Genomic DNA, 14,809 nt, shown 5'->3' on the forward strand with positions numbered 1-14,809 from the left:
TCCTGTTCTGAGCGCAGTCTACGCGCGCGGTGCGCTCGACTCGGTGCGGTGTGCGCGGATGGCCTCGACGGCGATGCGACGCCCGTCTCTGAGACCGCGGTATGCGGCGCGCAACGGGGGAACCGGCCGCAGGAACTGACGTCGCCCTCCGCGCAGCAGGATCGCCTTCGCCGCGCGCAGCGACGTGCGCGACCAGGCGCGGATGCCGGAGTCGTCGAGATGGCGGGCGGCGAACAGCATCCGATTGCGGATGTTGTAGTAGTAGTACGTCGCGGATTTCGCTTCCGACCGCTGGTCCGCGCCGCGATGCGTGCCGCCCTCATCGTGCCAGGCGACGGCGTCGCGGACGACGACCACCTCACCCCCGGCGGCGAGGAGCCGTGCCGAGAGGTCGACGTCCTCCCAGTACAGGAAGTAACCGTCGTCGAAGCCGCCGACGAGATCCCATACCTCGCGGGTGATCCACAGGCACGCGCCGCTGAGCCACTCGATGCGCTCCGCCGAAGGGAAGTCCGCACGTCGCCTGATGCCACGGATGGTGCCATCGTCGAGATACAGGTCCAGGCCGCCGAACCATACCCGACCATCGGGGCTGCGGACGATCGGCGATGCCATGATGCGTCCCGGTCCTGCGACGGCCGCACGGAGGGCGTCGACGGAGGCCGCGTCGATGCGCGCGTCCGGATTCAGCAGCAGCAGCTCCGTCGCCCCGAGCTCGAAGGCACGGTGGGCGCCGATGTTCATGCCGGTGCCGAAGCCGGTGTTGTCGGCCGGCGCGACGAGTTCCCATCCGCGGCGAGCGCAGAGTTCGCGGATCCGGTCGCGTTCCTGCGATGTCGAGTAATTGTCGACGACGACCACGTGCGCCGGTTCGGCGTCATCCGCCGTAGCACCGAGATTGCTCTCGACGAGGGCGCTCGACCCGTAATTGACCACGACGACAGCCAGCGTCCCGTTCATGCATCCCCCGATCCCCAGAACCGTCTGTAGTGTATAGCCGACCCTGGGGAGAAGAACATGAGGCTCTTGTTCGACGGATACTGGTGGGATCGGGGACCCGCCGCCAATCGCTCTGTGCAGCGCGAACTGATCGCCGCCTGGGCTGCGGAGTTCCCGGATGACGAGATCATCGTCGCACTGCGGCACGACGCGTCGGGAGCCGGGCTCCCCGACCGCGCAGAGCGCGCCGGCACCCGGCTCTGGCCGCATGCGCTGTCGAACGTCGTGGAACTCGGCCGCATCGCACGTCGGCACGACGTCGACGCGGTCATCCCGCACAACTACACGCCCTGGAGCGGCCCGTCGGCGACGTTCATCCACGATGTGATGTTCGTCGAGCACCCTGAATGGTTCAGCCGCTCCGAGAAGCTGTACTTCTCCGCCATGCTGCCGACGGCCCGGCGCGCCGGACTCGTCGTGACGTCGTCGCAGACCGAGGCCGATCGCCTCGAACGTCACCTCCCCCGTGCGCACGCTCCGGTCGTCACGATCGCGCTCGGCGCACCGCCCGCGATCGTCGACGCGCATCCTCGGCGCCCGGAGATCGCCGCCGGGCTTGAGGCCTTCGCTCTGACGGTCGGTCGGCTGAACGTGCGCAAGAACCTCCTCGCCGTCATCGAGGCCGCTGCCGCGAGCGCGCACATCACGCCGACCAGCCCGCTCGTCGTGGTCGGCAGCGCGGAGCACTCGGGAGTCGGTGCCGATCTGCCCGCCGAGGTCGACCGGCTGCGCGCCGACGGCCGCGTGCTGTTCGCCGGGCGGCTGGACGATGACGAGCTCGCGTGGCTGTACCGGAACTGCGCGGTGAGCATCAGCCTGTCCCGTGATGAGGGTTTCGGCCTCACCCCGATCGAAGCGGTCGCCTGCGGCGCCCCGCTGGTCGTCAGCGACATCCCCGTGCACCGCGAGAACGTCGGCGCTGTCGCCCGCTTCGTGCCGTTGGATGCCGCGCCGTCCGCGGCCGCCGCCGCCATCGATCTCGCATGGGGGTCGCCATCCGAGGCCTCTTTGCGTCATGATGTACTCATCCGCTGCGATTGGGGCGCAGTGGTGCATCGCTATCGGGATGCCGTCGCCAGACGGTTCGCGATCGCGAATTGAGGGCGGGATCCGGCAGGGGGCCGGATCATCTGGACGCCCGCTCGAGATCTTTGGGGGATCCGATGAGCATGTTTTCCGACGCGATGTCGCGGCTGTCCGCCGCGCAGAAGTCATCCAAGGGGGCCGCGGCGTATTCGCGCTTCGTGAACCGCCCGCTCGGCCGTCCGCTCGCCGCACTGGCGTATGCGCGCGGCCTTTCACCGACGCAGGTCACGCTGGTCAGCGCGGCCGCGACGTTCTCGGCGATCGCGATAATCGCACTCGTCCGGCCGACCTGGTGGTCATCCGCGCTCGTGGCGGTGCTGCTCGTGCTGGGCTACGCACTGGATTCCGCCGACGGGCAGTTGGCGCGGCTGACGGGGACGGGAAGCCTGGCCGGCGAGTGGCTGGACCATTTCTTCGACGCCACCAAGGCCGCGACACTGCACGCCGCCGTCCTGATCTGCTGGTTCCGGTTCTTCGAGCTCCCGCTGCCGTGGCTCGTTGTTCCGCTCTCGTTCGGCGCCGTCGCGAGCATCTTCTTCTTCGGCCTGATCGCGACCGATCTCCTGCGGCGGATCCATCGTGCGCAGCATCCGATCGCTGACGAGACGGCACCTGCAGAGGCGTGGCGCAGCAGCCCGCTCTACTCCCTCGTGGTGCTGCCGACGGACTACGGATTCCTGTGCCTCACGTTCGTGCTGCTGTGGGTGCAACCCGCGTTCGTCGCGGTGTACTCGCTGCTCGCGGTGGCCAACGTCCTCGTGCTCGGCCTCGCCGCTGCGCGCTGGTACAGCTCGATCCGTCGCATGGAAGCGGCATCGATCGCGTCGCCGACGCCGGCGGAGCTGCCGCGATGACCGGCGAGCCGCTGCGCGTGATGCAGTCCTTCCGCGCGCCCCGTGCGACGACCAACCCGTACATCACGATGCTCGACGACGCACTCGCCGACGACCCGACGATCCAGCACCGCCGGTTCTCCTGGGCAGGGGCGCTCTTCGGACGCTACGACGTGTTCCACTGGCACTGGCCGGAGGGCAAGCTGCACGGGACGACCTGGTGGAAGTCCGCGGGCAAGTACGCACTGACGGCATTGCTGAGCCTGCGGCATCGCCTCTCACGACGGATCGCCGTGGTCCGAACCGTCCACAATGTCGAATTGCCGGACGACAACACTGCGCGGACCTGGTTGCTGCGCCGGATCGACGCGCAGACCGACCACCGCATCGTGCTCAACACGACGACCCGCCTGCCCGCGGGTACGCCGCACACGCTGATCCTGCATGGCCACTACCGGGACTGGTACGCGCCTCAACTCCATCGGGACCGGGTACCGGGTCGGCTCGGCACCTTCGGCGGGGTCCGGCGCTACAAGAGCGTCGATGCTCTCGTCGCCGCGTACGCCGACGCCGTCTCGATCGAGCCCGACCTCACGCTGAGCATCGGCGGCCGCCCGTCGACACCCGAACTCGGCGACGACCTGCGCAGGCGAACGGCCGATCTCGCCGGCGTGCGACTGCAATTGACCTTCCTCTCGGATGCCGAGCTCGTCGAACTCGCGACGACGTCCGAGCTCGTGGTGCTGGCCTACCGGTTCATGCACAACTCCGGCAGTGTGCTGGCCGCACTCTCGCTCGACCGGCCGGTACTGGTGCCGCGCAACGAGGTGAACGAATCGCTCGCACGCGAGGTCGGCCGCGACTGGGTGCTCATGTACGACGGCGAATTGGACGGGCAGGCTCTGGTCTCGGCATGGCGATCGGCGAGCAGGCTTCGTCCGGGCGATCGCCCCGACCTGTCGCTGCGGGAGTGGGGTGACGCGGGTACCGCGCACGCCGACGCCTACCGCGCGGCGCTCGCGAACAAGCGCCCTCTCGAGGCGGCAGCGCGACCCGCGGAGGTGCTCGCATGATCCGCGAAGCCGCGTTTCGACTCAAAACCGCCGCCACCGGACGCAGCAGCATCCGTGCCTACCGCGATTTCCTGACCGCCGATGCGTTGAGCGCAGAGGCGATCGAGGAGCTGTCCCGCCGGCGTTCGGCTGCGCATGCCCGGTTCGCGTTCGCCCACAGCCCGTTCTACCGCGAGTTGTATTCCGCGCACGGCTTCACCGCCGCAGACCTTCGTGATGACGAGGCGTTCTCCGCCCTGCCGTTCGTCGACAAGCAGATGCTGCGCGACAATCTCACCGCGATCCGTACGGACGAGGCGAACGCTCGGAACACCTCGGTATCGAAGACCGGAGGCAGCACGGGGCTCCCGCTGCACATCCTGCGCGACCTGCGCTTCCCGGCACGAGCACTGGAATGGCGTCTGTTCGATTGGTGGGGAGTGCAGCCATGGGACGACCGCGGAATCGTCGCCAGACATGTGCTCACCGGCGCGAGCCGGCTGCGCCATGATCTGGCCTGGCTGCCGTCGCGTCGCGTCCAGCTGGACGCCTTCCGCATCACGGATGACTCGGCGAGAGAATTCGCCGAGAGCTGGAACCGCCTGCGCCCGCCGTTCCTCATCGGCTACGGCGGCGGGGTGCTCGATCTGGTGCGTCGGCTGCAGCGCCTCGGCATCCGCCTGTCCCCTCCACGCGCGGTCGCAGTGACCGCCGCACCGCTGACGCCCGGCACGCGGGGCGAGATCGAACAGGCGCTCGGCGCTGCGTGCTTCGATCACTACCGCTCGGCGGAGGTGCCCTGGATGGCAGGCGAATGCGCCGAGCAGGACGGCCTGCACGTCTTCGCCGACGTCCGCCGGGTCGAGATCCTCGATGAGAGCGGGAACGCCGCCGCCCCCGGCGAGGACGGCGACGTGATCGTGTCCGATCTGACCAACCGCGTGTTCCCGATCGTGCGCTATCGGCTGGGCGACATCAGCCGGATCCTGCCCGGCACCTGCGCGTGCGGCCGCGGCCTCCCCCGGCTCGGCGCGATCTCGGGTCGGGCATCGGATGCCGTGCGCCTGCCCGACGGCACCACGATCGCCGGTGCGCTGGGTCACATCTTCGACGAGGCTCCGCTGTCGGTCAGGCAGTTCGAGATCGTCCAGGATGAGGACTACAGCGTCGTCCTCCGGTGCATCGCCGGGGAACCCGCGACCTCGGCCGACGGCATCGCCGGCGCCACGCGCAAGCTCCGCGAAGCGACCCGCGACCTCGTGCCGGTCACCGTGGAGATCGTGGACAGCATCCCGCAGGTCGGCGGCAAGATGCGCTTCATCCGCAGTTCGGCTCCCGCCGTCGTGACCGAGACGGCCTGATCCGATGCTCGACGTCGCCATCGGCATCCCGACCTTCCGTCGGCCGGACAAGCTCGCGACGCTCCTGGCGGAGCTGCCGGCGCGGATCGCGGAAGTCGGTCTCGACCGACCCGTGCGCATCCTCGTCGTGGACAACGACCCGTCCGGGTCCGCCCGCGCCGTCGCCCAGGCCGCAGGGCCTGGCGTCGAGTACGCGATCGAACCGACTCCGGGCATCGCCGCGGTGCGCAACCGGCTGATGGACGAAGCGGAGGGCAGCCGCCTGCTGGCCTTCATCGACGACGACGAACGCCCCCTCGACCACTGGCTGTCCTCCCTCGTCGGCACCTGGGTGACGCACGGCAGCGCTGCGGTGATGGGGCGGGTCATCTCCGTCTTCCCCGACGAGGTCGACCCGTGGCTGCTGGGCACCGGGGTGTTCCGCCGGCGGGAGAGACCGACGGGCCTCGAGATCCCGGTCGCAGCCGCGGGCAACCTGTTGCTCGATCTCGACCAGATCCGCTCCCTCGGCATCCGCTTCGACACGTCGCTCGGGCTCGCCGGCGGGGAGGACACGCTGTTCAGCCGGATGCTCGTCGCCGCCGGCGGACGTATCGTCTGGTGCAACGAGTCGCGGGCGGAGGACGACGTCCCCGCCGAGCGCCTCACCCGCCAGTGGGCCATGCGACGCGCCTACAACGGAGGCAACCTCGCGGTCGACAACGATCTGCGCCTGGAAGCCTCTGCCGTCAGACGACAGGCCATCCGGGTGCGACGGCTCATCGGCGGACTCGTCAGGGCATCGCTCGGCTGGCTTCGCCACGCCTGGGGGCGCCTGCGCGGCGATCTGGAGGACGATGCCCGCGGCATGCGGACCGCGTACCGCGGGTGGGGAATGGCGAACGGCGCCCTCGGGCGCCGGCACCTGGAGTACACCCGCCCCTAGAGCTCCCCCGGCTTCATCGCCTCGGCGTCGATCGCCCGGATGATCCGCAGAGCCGCGGTGTCCGGCTTCGGCTCTGCACCAGCACCGGTCGCCTCGGCATCCTCACGACGAACCCGGGCGCGCGTGGGCGCGTAGACCACCAGCGAGTGGAACAGGAATCGAGCGAAGAACGCCACCACGAGCGAGATCGCGGTCGCGAGGACGCTGGAGATGTGCCAGGACTCCACCATGAGCGCCATGATCGGGATGCGCAGGGCCGCCTCGACGTTGTTGAACGCGAACGACGCGGCGAACCGCGCCCCCAGGCCCCTGGCATCCGAGCGCATGTCGGCGAAAACGAAGCGCTCCTGCAGCAGGAAGTTGCCGATGATGGTGGCCTCGGCCCCGACGATCGCCGCCCAGATGTAGGGCATTCCCGCGGTCGTCAGCAGCCACATGATCGCGAGGTTCGCCACAGCCCCGAACAGGCCGATGAGGGCGAACAGCGACATCTTGCCGAACCGCAGGCGTGTCAGGTGGGCGAGGAACGTCGCCCCCTGACGCAGACTGGCCTTGGATGTGCCGTGGCGACGCTCGGCGAACTCCATCGGGACCTCGGCGATGCGCACGTCGGAGCGGGCGAGGATCTCGAGCAGGATCTTGAAACCCTGCGGTTTGAGGTCGGCGACGTCGATCCGCCGGCGATCCACCAGGAAGAAGCCGGTCATCGGATCGGTGCTGCGCGAGAGCCGCCGCGGGAACATCGCCTTGGTCAGCCAGGTCGCCGCCCGCGAGACGCCGAAGCGCACAGCGGTGCCGAGACCCTGCGAGTCGCCTCCGCCGATGTAGCGCGACGCCGCCACGACGTCGGCGTCGCCGTCCGCGTGCCGGTCGAGCATGGCGGGGATCAGTTCGGGCGGATGCTGCAGGTCGCCGTCCATGACGACGCAGATGTCCGCCGCGGCCTCCGACAGGCCGAGGACGACCGCACCGCCGAGACCTCCGGTGTTGTGCTCGCGGTGGATCACACGGACGGGCAACGGCGCGGAGGCCGCGACGCGCTCGACCTCGGCGGCTGTCGCGTCCGCGCTGTCGTCGATCACGAGGATCTCGGCGCGACGCCCCTCGAGTGCGGTGCCGACACGTGCGACGAGTTCGGCGATGTTGTCCCGCTCGTTGAAGGTCGGGACGATCACGGTGACGTCGAGTGCCACGCGTCCCCCTCCCGCACTCCGGATGTCGGCATCCATCGTTTCATGTCCGGCTATGGGTTTCGCGCCGCGGTGGAAAAGTCGTGCGGACCCGCGCGCCGGTCGCTACACTGAGCGGATACGGCTGTGGGAGCCGTTGACGGCCGTGGGGGCCGTTTTTCTGGGGATCTGGGGAGATCATGGGGATGCGTATCGGCTATGCCGCTGGGGCTTTCGACCTGTTCCATGTGGGGCATCTGAACCTGCTCCGCCACGCCAAGCAGCACTGCGATGTGCTCGTCGCGGGGGTGGTGAGCGACGAGATGCTCCGTGAGGTGAAGGGGATCGAGGCGCTGATCCCGACCGCCGAGCGCGCGGAGATCGTGCGGCACATCTCGTTCGTCGACGATGTGCACGTCGAGACGACGCCATCGAAGATGGACGCCTGGCGCGACGTCGGGTTCACGCACTTCTTCAAGGGCGACGACTGGCGCGGCACCGAGAAGGGGCTGCGGCTGGAGCGCGAGTTCGATGCCGTCGGGGTGGAGGTCGTGTACTTCCCGTACACCGCGCACACCTCCAGCACGGCGCTGCGGCGAGCGCTGGATGCGCTCACGGCCGGAGCCGTGCCGGCGATGGCAGGACAGCGGTAGTCACGCGTCCGGAGGCGTGCTCACACCGAGCAGGCTGCGCGCCATCTGCGCGACCCGCGGCGGCGTGTGCGGGCCGAGCCACAGCGTCCACGACGCGGCAGGCTCGTCGCTGCAGGTCCACTCCACGCACCAGGCATGCACGGCGGTCGCGAGCCGCTCCCCGCGCGTGCGCGCGGAGATGCCCTCGCCACGCAGCAGCCAGCGCACCGAGACGCCGTCCGGCACGTCGATGCGGCGCTGCTGGACACGCGCGACCGCTTCGATCATCACGACCCCGTTGGCATCCCACGGCAACCGCGCGCAGATATCGCGGATGCCGGCCACATCATGCGCGTCGCCCGCGATGAGCACGGCGCCCTCGAGGTTCTCCCAGTCGGGGTCGTCCAGATGCTCGCACGCAGAAGTCACGCTATGACTCTAAGTAAGGGTCACCTAACTTGGCAAGCCCCGATCCCGGCGCCCACCCAGCCGGAGCGTCATATCCTGGAAGCATGACCACTCCCGCAGCTGACTCGATCACCATGTTCGGCGCCGATTGGTGCCGCGACTGCATCCGCACCAAGAAGCAGCTCGATGAACTCGGCATCGAGTACACCTACATCGACCTCGTCCAGGAACCGTCCGCGGCCGATGTCGCCAAGGAGATCTCCGGACGCACGAACATCCCCGTGGTGGTGTACCCGGATGCTTCGCACCACGTCGAGCCGTCGAACGCGGACGTCGAGTCGAAGCTGCGCGAACTGTCGCTGATCTGACCTCCTGGGTCGCGGTCCTCGCGGCATAGGCTGAGAGCACGCGACAGGGAGGCGACGATGGCTTCGACGACGGAGAAGACCGCGAGCGGACTCGACGAGCAAGAGCGCGCGTCGCTCGACACCGCGATCGATGAGCTCTCCGCCGGAGCGCGCACCTGGTCGCACCTGTCGGTCGCGCAGCGCGTCACTCTGCTGCGCGCCGTGCGCGCTGCGGTCGCGGCGTCCGCGGACGAGTGGGCGAACACCGCGGCCGATTCGAAAGGCCTCACCGGCGGCCATCCGCTGCGCGGTGAGGAATGGCTGAGCGGTCCGTACAGCGCACTCGGTGCCCTGGACGCCTACCTCGAGACGCTCACCCGCATCGCCGATGGACGCAACCCTCTCGAGGGCGTGCGCATCGACCGGGCTCCGGGTGGACGCACGCGCGTGCACGCATTCCCGCTGACCGGCACCGACAAGGTGCTGCTGTCCGGCTTCACCGGCGAGGTCTGGCTCGCGCCGGGCACCACGCCGCGTCAGGTGCGTGCGGGCGCCGGCCTGGTCCAGCGCACTCCGCACGAGCCCGGCGGCGTCGGCCTCGTCCTCGGCGCCGGGAATGTCACCTCGATCCCCGTGCTGGACGTGCTGTACGAACTGCTCGCCCACAACCGCGTCTCGCTGCTCAAGGTGAATCCGACGCAGGATGCGCTGGTGCCGGTCTTCGAGCACGCGCTGGCACCGCTCATCGAGCCCGGCTTCCTGCGGATCGTCCGCGGCGGAGCTGCCGCCGGCGCCTACCTCACCGCGCACAAGGGCCTCGAGCACGTCCACATCACCGGGTCGGCCGCGACCTTCGATGCGATCGTCTGGGGTCGGGATGCCGCGGGCAAGCGGCGTCGCCGCGAGAACCGCCCGCTGCTGAAGAAGCCCATCACGGCCGAGCTCGGCGGCGTCTCCCCCATCATCGTCGTCCCCGGCGAATGGACGGACGCCGATCTCACCTTCCACGCCGAGCACATCGCGACCATGCGCCTGCAGAACAGCGGCCACAACTGCATCGCCGGCCAGGTCGTGATCCTCTCGAGCGACTGGGCTCAGCGCGAGCAGTTCCTCACGGCGCTGCGGCACGCGTACGCCAAGGCGCCGGAGCGGCCGATCTGGTATCCCGGTGCGGACGCCCGCATGACCCAGGCCGACGGCGACTATCCCGACGCCCTCGCCCTCGGCGAGCGACTGCTCGTCGAGATCGACTCGACCGGCGACGCGGAAGCGCTCGAGACGACGGAGTACTTCGCGCCGGTCCTCGGCGTCGTCGGCGTCCCCGGCCTCGGACAGGACTTCGTGGACGCCGCGGTGCAGCATGCGAACGAGAAGCTGCAGGGCACGCTGGGCGCCAACGTCCTCATCGATCCGGCGACAGAGCGCGCACTCGACACAGGTTTCGAACGCGCGCTCACGGCGCTGCACTACGGATCGATCGCCGTGAACGCCTGGACGGCGTTCGGGTTCATCACCCCGACGCTCACCTGGGGCGCGTTCCCCGGCGGCACGATCCAGGACGTCGGCAGCGGCATCGGCGTCGTACACAACGCGCTGCTGCTGGATGACGTCGAGCGCTCGATCGTGCGCGGCCCGTTCCGCCCGTTCCCGCGGTCACTGCCCGGCGCGAACGGCGGCGGCCGGTTCACCATCCTGCCGAAGCCGCCCTGGTTCGTGACGTCGCGGACGGGAGCCGCGGTCTCCGAAGGCTTGACGCGCTTCCGCGCGACGGGTGGCGTCCCCGGCCTCGTGAAGACGCTCCTGCAGGCGCTGCGCGCCTAGTCGTCCGCGAAGAGGTCGGTCGCGTCGCGGAGTGCCTGCTGGATCCCCGGTTCGGATGCCGCGTGCCCGGCGTCCTCGACGATCACGAACTCCGCCTCCGGCCAGGCGCGATGCAGGTCCCACGCCGTCATCATCGGCGTGCACACGTCGTATCGCCCCTGCACGATGACGGCGGGGATGTCCCGGATCGCGTCGACGCCGGCGATCAGCTGCCCCTCGGTGAACCACCCACGGTTCACGAAGAAGTGGTTCTCGATCCGGGCGAAGGCCACCGCGGCATCCGGCTCGGTCATGCGCTCGACCGTGTCCGCATCCGGGCGCAGGGTGATCGTCGAGGACTCCCACGTGCTCCACGCCACCGCGGCCGGAACGTGCACCGCCGGATCGGGGTCGGCGAGCTTGCGGTGGTACGCCTCGATCATGCGGTTGCGCTCGAGCACAGGGATCGGCGCGATGAAATCCTCCCAGAGGTCAGGGAACAGTGCGGCGGCCCCGCCCTCGTAGAACCATTCGAGCTCGACGCGACGCAGCGTGAAGATGCCGCGGAGGATCAGTTCCGTCACGGCATCCGGATGCGCCTGCGCGTAGGCGAGCGCGAGCGCGCTGCCCCATGAGCCGCCGAAGACCTGCCAGCGGGCGATGCCCAGGTTCTTGCGCAGCAGTTCGATGTCGGCGATGAGGTGCGCAGTGGTGTTGAACCGCAGGTCGGCGTCCGGCGTGCTCGCGTGCGGGGTGCTGCGTCCGCAGCCGCGCTGGTCGAACAGCACGATGCGGTACTTCTGCGGATCGAAGAACCGGCGGTGCCAGTCCGCGGTTCCGCCGCCGGGTCCGCCGTGCAGGAAGACGACCGGTTTGCCGTCGGGGTTGCCGCTGACCTCCCAGGCGATCCGCTGGCCGTCGCCGACCAGCAGCACGCCGCTGTCATACGGCTCGATGGGTGGATACAGCGCATCCAGGTTCATCGTCTTCGACCCCCCGGTCTCGTACTTGCCACTGCGTTTCACGCTACCGCGTGGTTCACCCGGCTTCGAGCTGGCTGTCCGGCACGGCGAACGTGTCGCAGACGCCGAGACCGTTCTGATAGCCGTTCGCGAACCAGTACTGGCGCTGCGCGCTGGATCCGTGAGTGAACGATTCGGGGTTCGAGAAGCCGGACATCTCCTGGATGTGGTCGTCGCCGACGACGAGAGCGGCGTTGAGGGCGTCCTGCAGCTGCGTCTCGGTCGGCGCCAACAGGTACGGGTCGCCGTCGGCGTCCTTCTGCTCCGTCATGTCGCCGAGCCACGCGCCGGCGTAGCAGTCGGCCTGCAGCTCCATCCGCACGCCGTTGCTGGCGGGACCGGTGCCGTTGTTCGGATGATCCGCCATGGTGCCGGTGATGTTCTGGATGTGGTGGCCCCACTCGTGCCCGACGATGTAGAGCTGGGCCAGTTCGTTCGCGGAGGCGCCGAACTGCTGCTGCATGACATCGAAGAAGGTCGGGTCGATGTAGACGGTGACGTCGGCGGGGCAGTAGAACGGTCCGACGGCGTTGGATGCCGTGCCGCATGCCGTGGAGGTCTGACCGTCCACGACGATCATGCCCGGTTCGGAGTAGCCGCCCACGTTCTCGGCCCAGTACTCGTCGAGCGCGACCTGCGACCCGGCGATGCGGCATTCGACCTTCGCGTTGGCATCGGCACCCGTGTCGCATTCGTCCAGCGTGCCCTCCGAACTGGACGACCCCTGATCGCCGGTGCCGCCGCCGAGGAAAGGCGACAGGTCGATCTCGCCGCCGGAGAGCAGGCTGACGACGAGCACGGCGATCGCGCCGAGCCCGACCGCTCCGCCGCCGGCGATCGCTGCGGTGCGGCCACGCCGCCTGGTGCGGTGTCCGGAGATATCGGCATCCGGGTTGAACGTCATGGAAACGAGGGTAGCGCGCGGCGTAGTCTCGGGACATGACCACCACGATCACCATCACAGGTGCGGGCGGGCAGATCGGCTACGCCCTGCTGTTCCGCATCGCCGCCGGAGACCTGCTCGGCCCCGATGAGAAGGTGCGGCTGCGGCTGCTCGAGATCCCACAGGGGCTGAAGCCCGCCGAAGGCGCGGCTCTCGAGCTGCAGGACGGCGCCTTCGGCCTCCTCGAGGACGTCGAGGTGACGGATGCCGCGGCCACCGCCTTCGCGGGCTGCGACCTCGCCCTCCTGGTGGGCGCCCGCCCCCGCGGACCCGGCATGGAACGCGGCGACCTCCTCGCGGCGAACGCCGGCATCTTCGGCCCGCAGGGCGCCGCGATCGCCGAGAACGCGGCACCCGGGGTGCGGGTCACCGTGGTCGGCAACCCCGCGAACACCAACGCGCTGATCGCCGCGGCATCCGCCGATGGAGTGCCGGCCGAACGGTTCACGGCGCTGACCCGACTGGATGAGAACCGCGCGCGGGCCCAGCTCGCGCTCGCCCTCGACGCCCCGGTGTCGTCCGTGCGCCGTGTGCCGATCTGGGGCAACCATTCGGCGACCCAGTTCCCCGACATCTCGCACGCCACAGTCGACGGCCGATCGGCATCCGACGCGCTCGCTGCGCGAGTGGGTGACGTGAGCGGATGGCTCGAGTCGACGTTCATCCCGAGGGTCGCGAAGCGCGGGGCCGAGATCATCGAGGTGCGCGGTTCGTCGTCCGTCGCCTCTGCGGCCAACGCGACCATCGACCACGTACGGGACTGGGTGCGGGGCACGGAGGACTGGACCAGCGCCGGCGTCGTATCGCACGGCGAATACGGGGTCCCCGAGGGGCTGATCTGCTCGTTCCCGGTGCGCTCCGTGGACGGCGAGTGGCAGATCGTGGAGGGTCTGGAGCCGGATGCCTGGGCGCAGGCCCGCATCTCGGCATCCGTCGCGGAGCTCGTCGACGAGCGGGAGGCGGTCCGCGCGCTCGGACTGGTGTGATGTGCGCCCCGGGCAGGGCAGAATGGAACCCGGAGGTGCACCGATGCGCGAGACGACAGACCTGACGACGGGTGCCATGCACATCGGCGGTGCGCTGACGAGTCCGGTCCACCTGCCGCACGCGGCGGCCGAGTGCCCGAAGTGCTTCACCGAGCTGCAGCAGAACCACGACTGGTGGCACGCCCGCCCGAGCGGATCACGACTGGTCGGACTGGTCGTCGCACGCGACGGCATGCCGTCGGTGGTGACGCAGCGCGATGAGCTGACGCGCTTCGGCGTCCCGATCGAGGGATTCCGGCATCCGGCTCCCGAGATCCTGGAGAGCTGGAGCGACCGGCTGACCCGATTCATCTCGACCCTGAACAAGGGCGACGTCCTCGTCGTCGCGAACGTCCACGCACTGGGCCGCGACCGCGACGAGGAGAGCCGCACCGTGGCGGACCTGCGTCAGCGCGGCATCATCGTGAAGGTGCTCAGCCAGGATTCCCGGCACCTCGCGGACGCGATGCGCTGACCGCGCGCTCAGTCGCCGTCGGGGTCCGGCTGGTTCCGCAGCGACTCATCGTCGAGCAACGGCAGGTCGGCGCGGGTCACGACCTGAGAGGTCACGGCGTACTCGACCAGGCGTGCGCGGCGGTTGGTCGCCAGCTTGCCCGGCCCGCCGCGAAGGCCCTGCACTCCCATACGGTCGAGCTTGTCGCACACGTTGTCGAGCTTGCGATTGAACTTGCTGATCGTCCAGCCCAGTCGCTTGGCGGCGGCGCTCGATGACGGGAGTTCGTTCATGCTGACACCCTCCCGCCGCAGCATCGGCTCGGCGAGCGAGAGGATGAGCTGCTTCTGGAGCGGCGTGAAGCGGGCGGGCATCACGGTCGTCTCCCCGCTCATCGTCGCCTCGACCTGACGAGAGACCTCGTACGGCGCCTGCTCGGTGTGCAGGTTGAGTTCGTAGGTCACCGGTCCTGCAGTGAACACGATCACGCTGCGCTCGAAGACGAGCGGCATCCGTGCGCCGGGCGAGAGCCAGGACTGGACCGCGCCGCCCGCACTCGACACGGTGGCCGCCAGGCGGACGCCGATGTTCGCGAGCCACCACAGTCCGTGACGGTACTGGAGCTCGAGGAAGTGCCGGTGGAGGTAGGGGTTGTCGTCGATGTCGAGATCGCCCTCGCGCCCGATGATGAAGGAGCGCTCCTCGGGAATGTCGTGCCACTCCCCGGCGAACTCCAGACGCAGTGGGACCGGC

16 protein-coding genes are annotated in these 14,809 nt (G+C 69.4%); 10 read left to right on the plus strand and 6 right to left on the minus strand.

Features of this window, described 5'->3' with window-relative positions; genetic code table 11:
• Positions 1-18: 18 nt before the first annotated feature.
• Complete coding sequence (locus ACI7YT_RS16485) at positions 19-960, minus strand: glycosyltransferase family 2 protein (RefSeq protein WP_406247021.1); 942 nt, start codon at positions 958-960, stop codon at positions 19-21.
• 57 nt (positions 961-1,017) lie between these two features.
• Here ACI7YT_RS16485 and ACI7YT_RS16490 point away from each other — a divergent pair, with 57 nt between their 5' ends.
• The 5 genes from ACI7YT_RS16490 (at position 1,018) to ACI7YT_RS16510 (ending at position 6,256) form a co-directional block, all read left to right on the plus strand.
• On the plus strand, positions 1,018-2,100 hold the full coding sequence (locus tag ACI7YT_RS16490; RefSeq protein ID WP_406247023.1) for a glycosyltransferase family 4 protein: 1,083 nt from the start codon (positions 1,018-1,020) through the stop codon (positions 2,098-2,100).
• A 62-nt stretch (positions 2,101-2,162) separates the two neighbouring features.
• Positions 2,163-2,939, plus strand: a complete 777-nt coding sequence (locus ACI7YT_RS16495; protein WP_406247025.1) for a CDP-alcohol phosphatidyltransferase family protein — start codon at positions 2,163-2,165, stop codon at positions 2,937-2,939.
• Positions 2,936-3,991 (plus strand): glycosyl transferase, encoded by a 1,056-nt coding sequence (locus tag ACI7YT_RS16500; protein WP_406247026.1) that lies wholly within the window; start codon positions 2,936-2,938, stop codon positions 3,989-3,991. Before ACI7YT_RS16495 ends, ACI7YT_RS16500 begins: the two co-directional genes overlap by 4 nt.
• Positions 3,988-5,331, plus strand: a complete 1,344-nt coding sequence (locus tag ACI7YT_RS16505) for a phenylacetate--CoA ligase family protein (RefSeq protein ID WP_406247028.1) — start codon at positions 3,988-3,990, stop codon at positions 5,329-5,331. The genes ACI7YT_RS16500 and ACI7YT_RS16505 overlap by 4 nt, the downstream gene beginning before the upstream one ends.
• Positions 5,332-5,335: 4 nt before the next feature.
• Entirely contained in the window at positions 5,336-6,256 is a 921-nt protein-coding gene (locus ACI7YT_RS16510; RefSeq protein ID WP_406247030.1) for a glycosyltransferase family 2 protein, read from the plus strand.
• Here ACI7YT_RS16510 and ACI7YT_RS16515 read toward each other — a convergent pair.
• Positions 6,253-7,485 (minus strand): glycosyltransferase, encoded by a 1,233-nt coding sequence (locus ACI7YT_RS16515; RefSeq protein ID WP_406247032.1) that lies wholly within the window; start codon positions 7,483-7,485, stop codon positions 6,253-6,255. The two genes, ACI7YT_RS16510 and ACI7YT_RS16515, sit on opposite strands and share 4 nt — an antisense overlap.
• 140 nt (positions 7,486-7,625) lie before the next feature.
• On the opposite strand from ACI7YT_RS16515, the gene ACI7YT_RS16520 reads away from it, so the two are divergent.
• Positions 7,626-8,078, plus strand: a complete 453-nt coding sequence (locus ACI7YT_RS16520) for an adenylyltransferase/cytidyltransferase family protein (RefSeq protein ID WP_406247033.1) — start codon at positions 7,626-7,628, stop codon at positions 8,076-8,078.
• Here ACI7YT_RS16520 and ACI7YT_RS16525 read toward each other — a convergent pair whose 3' ends face one another.
• On the minus strand, positions 8,079-8,486 hold the full coding sequence (locus tag ACI7YT_RS16525) for an SIP domain-containing protein (RefSeq protein WP_406247035.1): 408 nt from the start codon (positions 8,484-8,486) through the stop codon (positions 8,079-8,081).
• 83 nt (positions 8,487-8,569) lie between these two features.
• Here ACI7YT_RS16525 and ACI7YT_RS16530 point away from each other — a divergent pair, with 83 nt between their 5' ends.
• Both ACI7YT_RS16530 and ACI7YT_RS16535 read left to right on the plus strand, forming a co-directional pair.
• A complete protein-coding gene (locus ACI7YT_RS16530) occupies positions 8,570-8,833 on the plus strand; it encodes a glutaredoxin domain-containing protein (protein ID WP_406247037.1) in 264 nt (87 codons plus the stop codon).
• Positions 8,834-8,890: 57 nt separating this feature from the next.
• On the plus strand, positions 8,891-10,633 hold the full coding sequence (locus ACI7YT_RS16535; protein ID WP_406247039.1) for an aldehyde dehydrogenase family protein: 1,743 nt from the start codon (positions 8,891-8,893) through the stop codon (positions 10,631-10,633).
• Here the strand turns inward: ACI7YT_RS16535 and pip are convergent.
• Positions 10,630-11,595: a prolyl aminopeptidase gene (pip, locus tag ACI7YT_RS16540; protein WP_406250602.1), complete on the minus strand. Its 966-nt coding sequence runs from the start codon at positions 11,593-11,595 to the stop codon at positions 10,630-10,632. The two genes, ACI7YT_RS16535 and pip, sit on opposite strands and share 4 nt — an antisense overlap.
• 55 nt (positions 11,596-11,650) lie before the next feature.
• Positions 11,651-12,538 carry a neutral zinc metallopeptidase gene (locus ACI7YT_RS16545; protein ID WP_406247041.1) on the minus strand — a complete coding sequence of 296 codons (888 nt, stop codon included), beginning with the start codon at positions 12,536-12,538 and terminating at the stop codon, positions 11,651-11,653.
• Between the two features lie 35 nt (positions 12,539-12,573).
• On the opposite strand from ACI7YT_RS16545, the gene ACI7YT_RS16550 reads away from it, so the two are divergent.
• Positions 12,574-13,563 carry a malate dehydrogenase gene (locus ACI7YT_RS16550; RefSeq protein WP_406247043.1) on the plus strand — a complete coding sequence of 330 codons (990 nt, stop codon included), beginning with the start codon at positions 12,574-12,576 and terminating at the stop codon, positions 13,561-13,563.
• Positions 13,564-13,606: 43 nt separating this feature from the next.
• The gene (locus tag ACI7YT_RS16555; protein WP_406247045.1) at positions 13,607-14,077 is read left to right on the plus strand and encodes a recombinase family protein; all 471 of its coding nucleotides are present in this window, start codon (positions 13,607-13,609) and stop codon (positions 14,075-14,077) included.
• An 8-nt stretch (positions 14,078-14,085) separates the two neighbouring features.
• Here the strand turns inward: ACI7YT_RS16555 and ACI7YT_RS16560 are convergent, their stop codons facing one another.
• Positions 14,086-14,799, minus strand: coding sequence for a hypothetical protein (locus ACI7YT_RS16560; protein WP_406250603.1), 714 nt, complete (start codon positions 14,797-14,799; stop codon positions 14,086-14,088).
• Positions 14,800-14,809: the final 10 nt, after the last annotated feature.

The sequence above is a fragment of the Microbacterium sp. M genome (genome assembly GCF_045181065.1).
Classification (GTDB): Bacteria; Actinomycetota; Actinomycetes; order Actinomycetales; family Microbacteriaceae; genus Microbacterium.

What these genes read in the sequence shown, in the direction of transcription:
- ACI7YT_RS16485 (WP_406247021.1), bottom strand. Translation starts at nt 960, where the DNA reads ATGAACGGGACGCTGGCTGTCGTCGTGGTCAATTACGGGTCGAGCGCC.
- ACI7YT_RS16490 (WP_406247023.1), top strand. Translation starts at nt 1,018, where the DNA reads ATGAGGCTCTTGTTCGACGGATACTGGTGGGATCGGGGACCCGCCGCC.
- ACI7YT_RS16495 (WP_406247025.1), top strand. Translation starts at nt 2,163, where the DNA reads ATGAGCATGTTTTCCGACGCGATGTCGCGGCTGTCCGCCGCGCAGAAG.
- ACI7YT_RS16500 (WP_406247026.1), top strand. Translation starts at nt 2,936, where the DNA reads ATGACCGGCGAGCCGCTGCGCGTGATGCAGTCCTTCCGCGCGCCCCGT.
- ACI7YT_RS16505 (WP_406247028.1), top strand. Translation starts at nt 3,988, where the DNA reads ATGATCCGCGAAGCCGCGTTTCGACTCAAAACCGCCGCCACCGGACGC.
- ACI7YT_RS16510 (WP_406247030.1), top strand. Translation starts at nt 5,336, where the DNA reads ATGCTCGACGTCGCCATCGGCATCCCGACCTTCCGTCGGCCGGACAAG.
- ACI7YT_RS16515 (WP_406247032.1), bottom strand. Translation starts at nt 7,485, where the DNA reads ATGGATGCCGACATCCGGAGTGCGGGAGGGGGACGCGTGGCACTCGAC.
- ACI7YT_RS16520 (WP_406247033.1), top strand. Translation starts at nt 7,626, where the DNA reads ATGGGGATGCGTATCGGCTATGCCGCTGGGGCTTTCGACCTGTTCCAT.
- ACI7YT_RS16530 (WP_406247037.1), top strand. Translation starts at nt 8,570, where the DNA reads ATGACCACTCCCGCAGCTGACTCGATCACCATGTTCGGCGCCGATTGG.
- ACI7YT_RS16535 (WP_406247039.1), top strand. Translation starts at nt 8,891, where the DNA reads ATGGCTTCGACGACGGAGAAGACCGCGAGCGGACTCGACGAGCAAGAG.
- pip (WP_406250602.1), bottom strand. Translation starts at nt 11,595, where the DNA reads ATGAACCTGGATGCGCTGTATCCACCCATCGAGCCGTATGACAGCGGC.
- ACI7YT_RS16545 (WP_406247041.1), bottom strand. Translation starts at nt 12,538, where the DNA reads ATGACGTTCAACCCGGATGCCGATATCTCCGGACACCGCACCAGGCGG.
- ACI7YT_RS16550 (WP_406247043.1), top strand. Translation starts at nt 12,574, where the DNA reads ATGACCACCACGATCACCATCACAGGTGCGGGCGGGCAGATCGGCTAC.
- ACI7YT_RS16555 (WP_406247045.1), top strand. Translation starts at nt 13,607, where the DNA reads ATGCGCGAGACGACAGACCTGACGACGGGTGCCATGCACATCGGCGGT.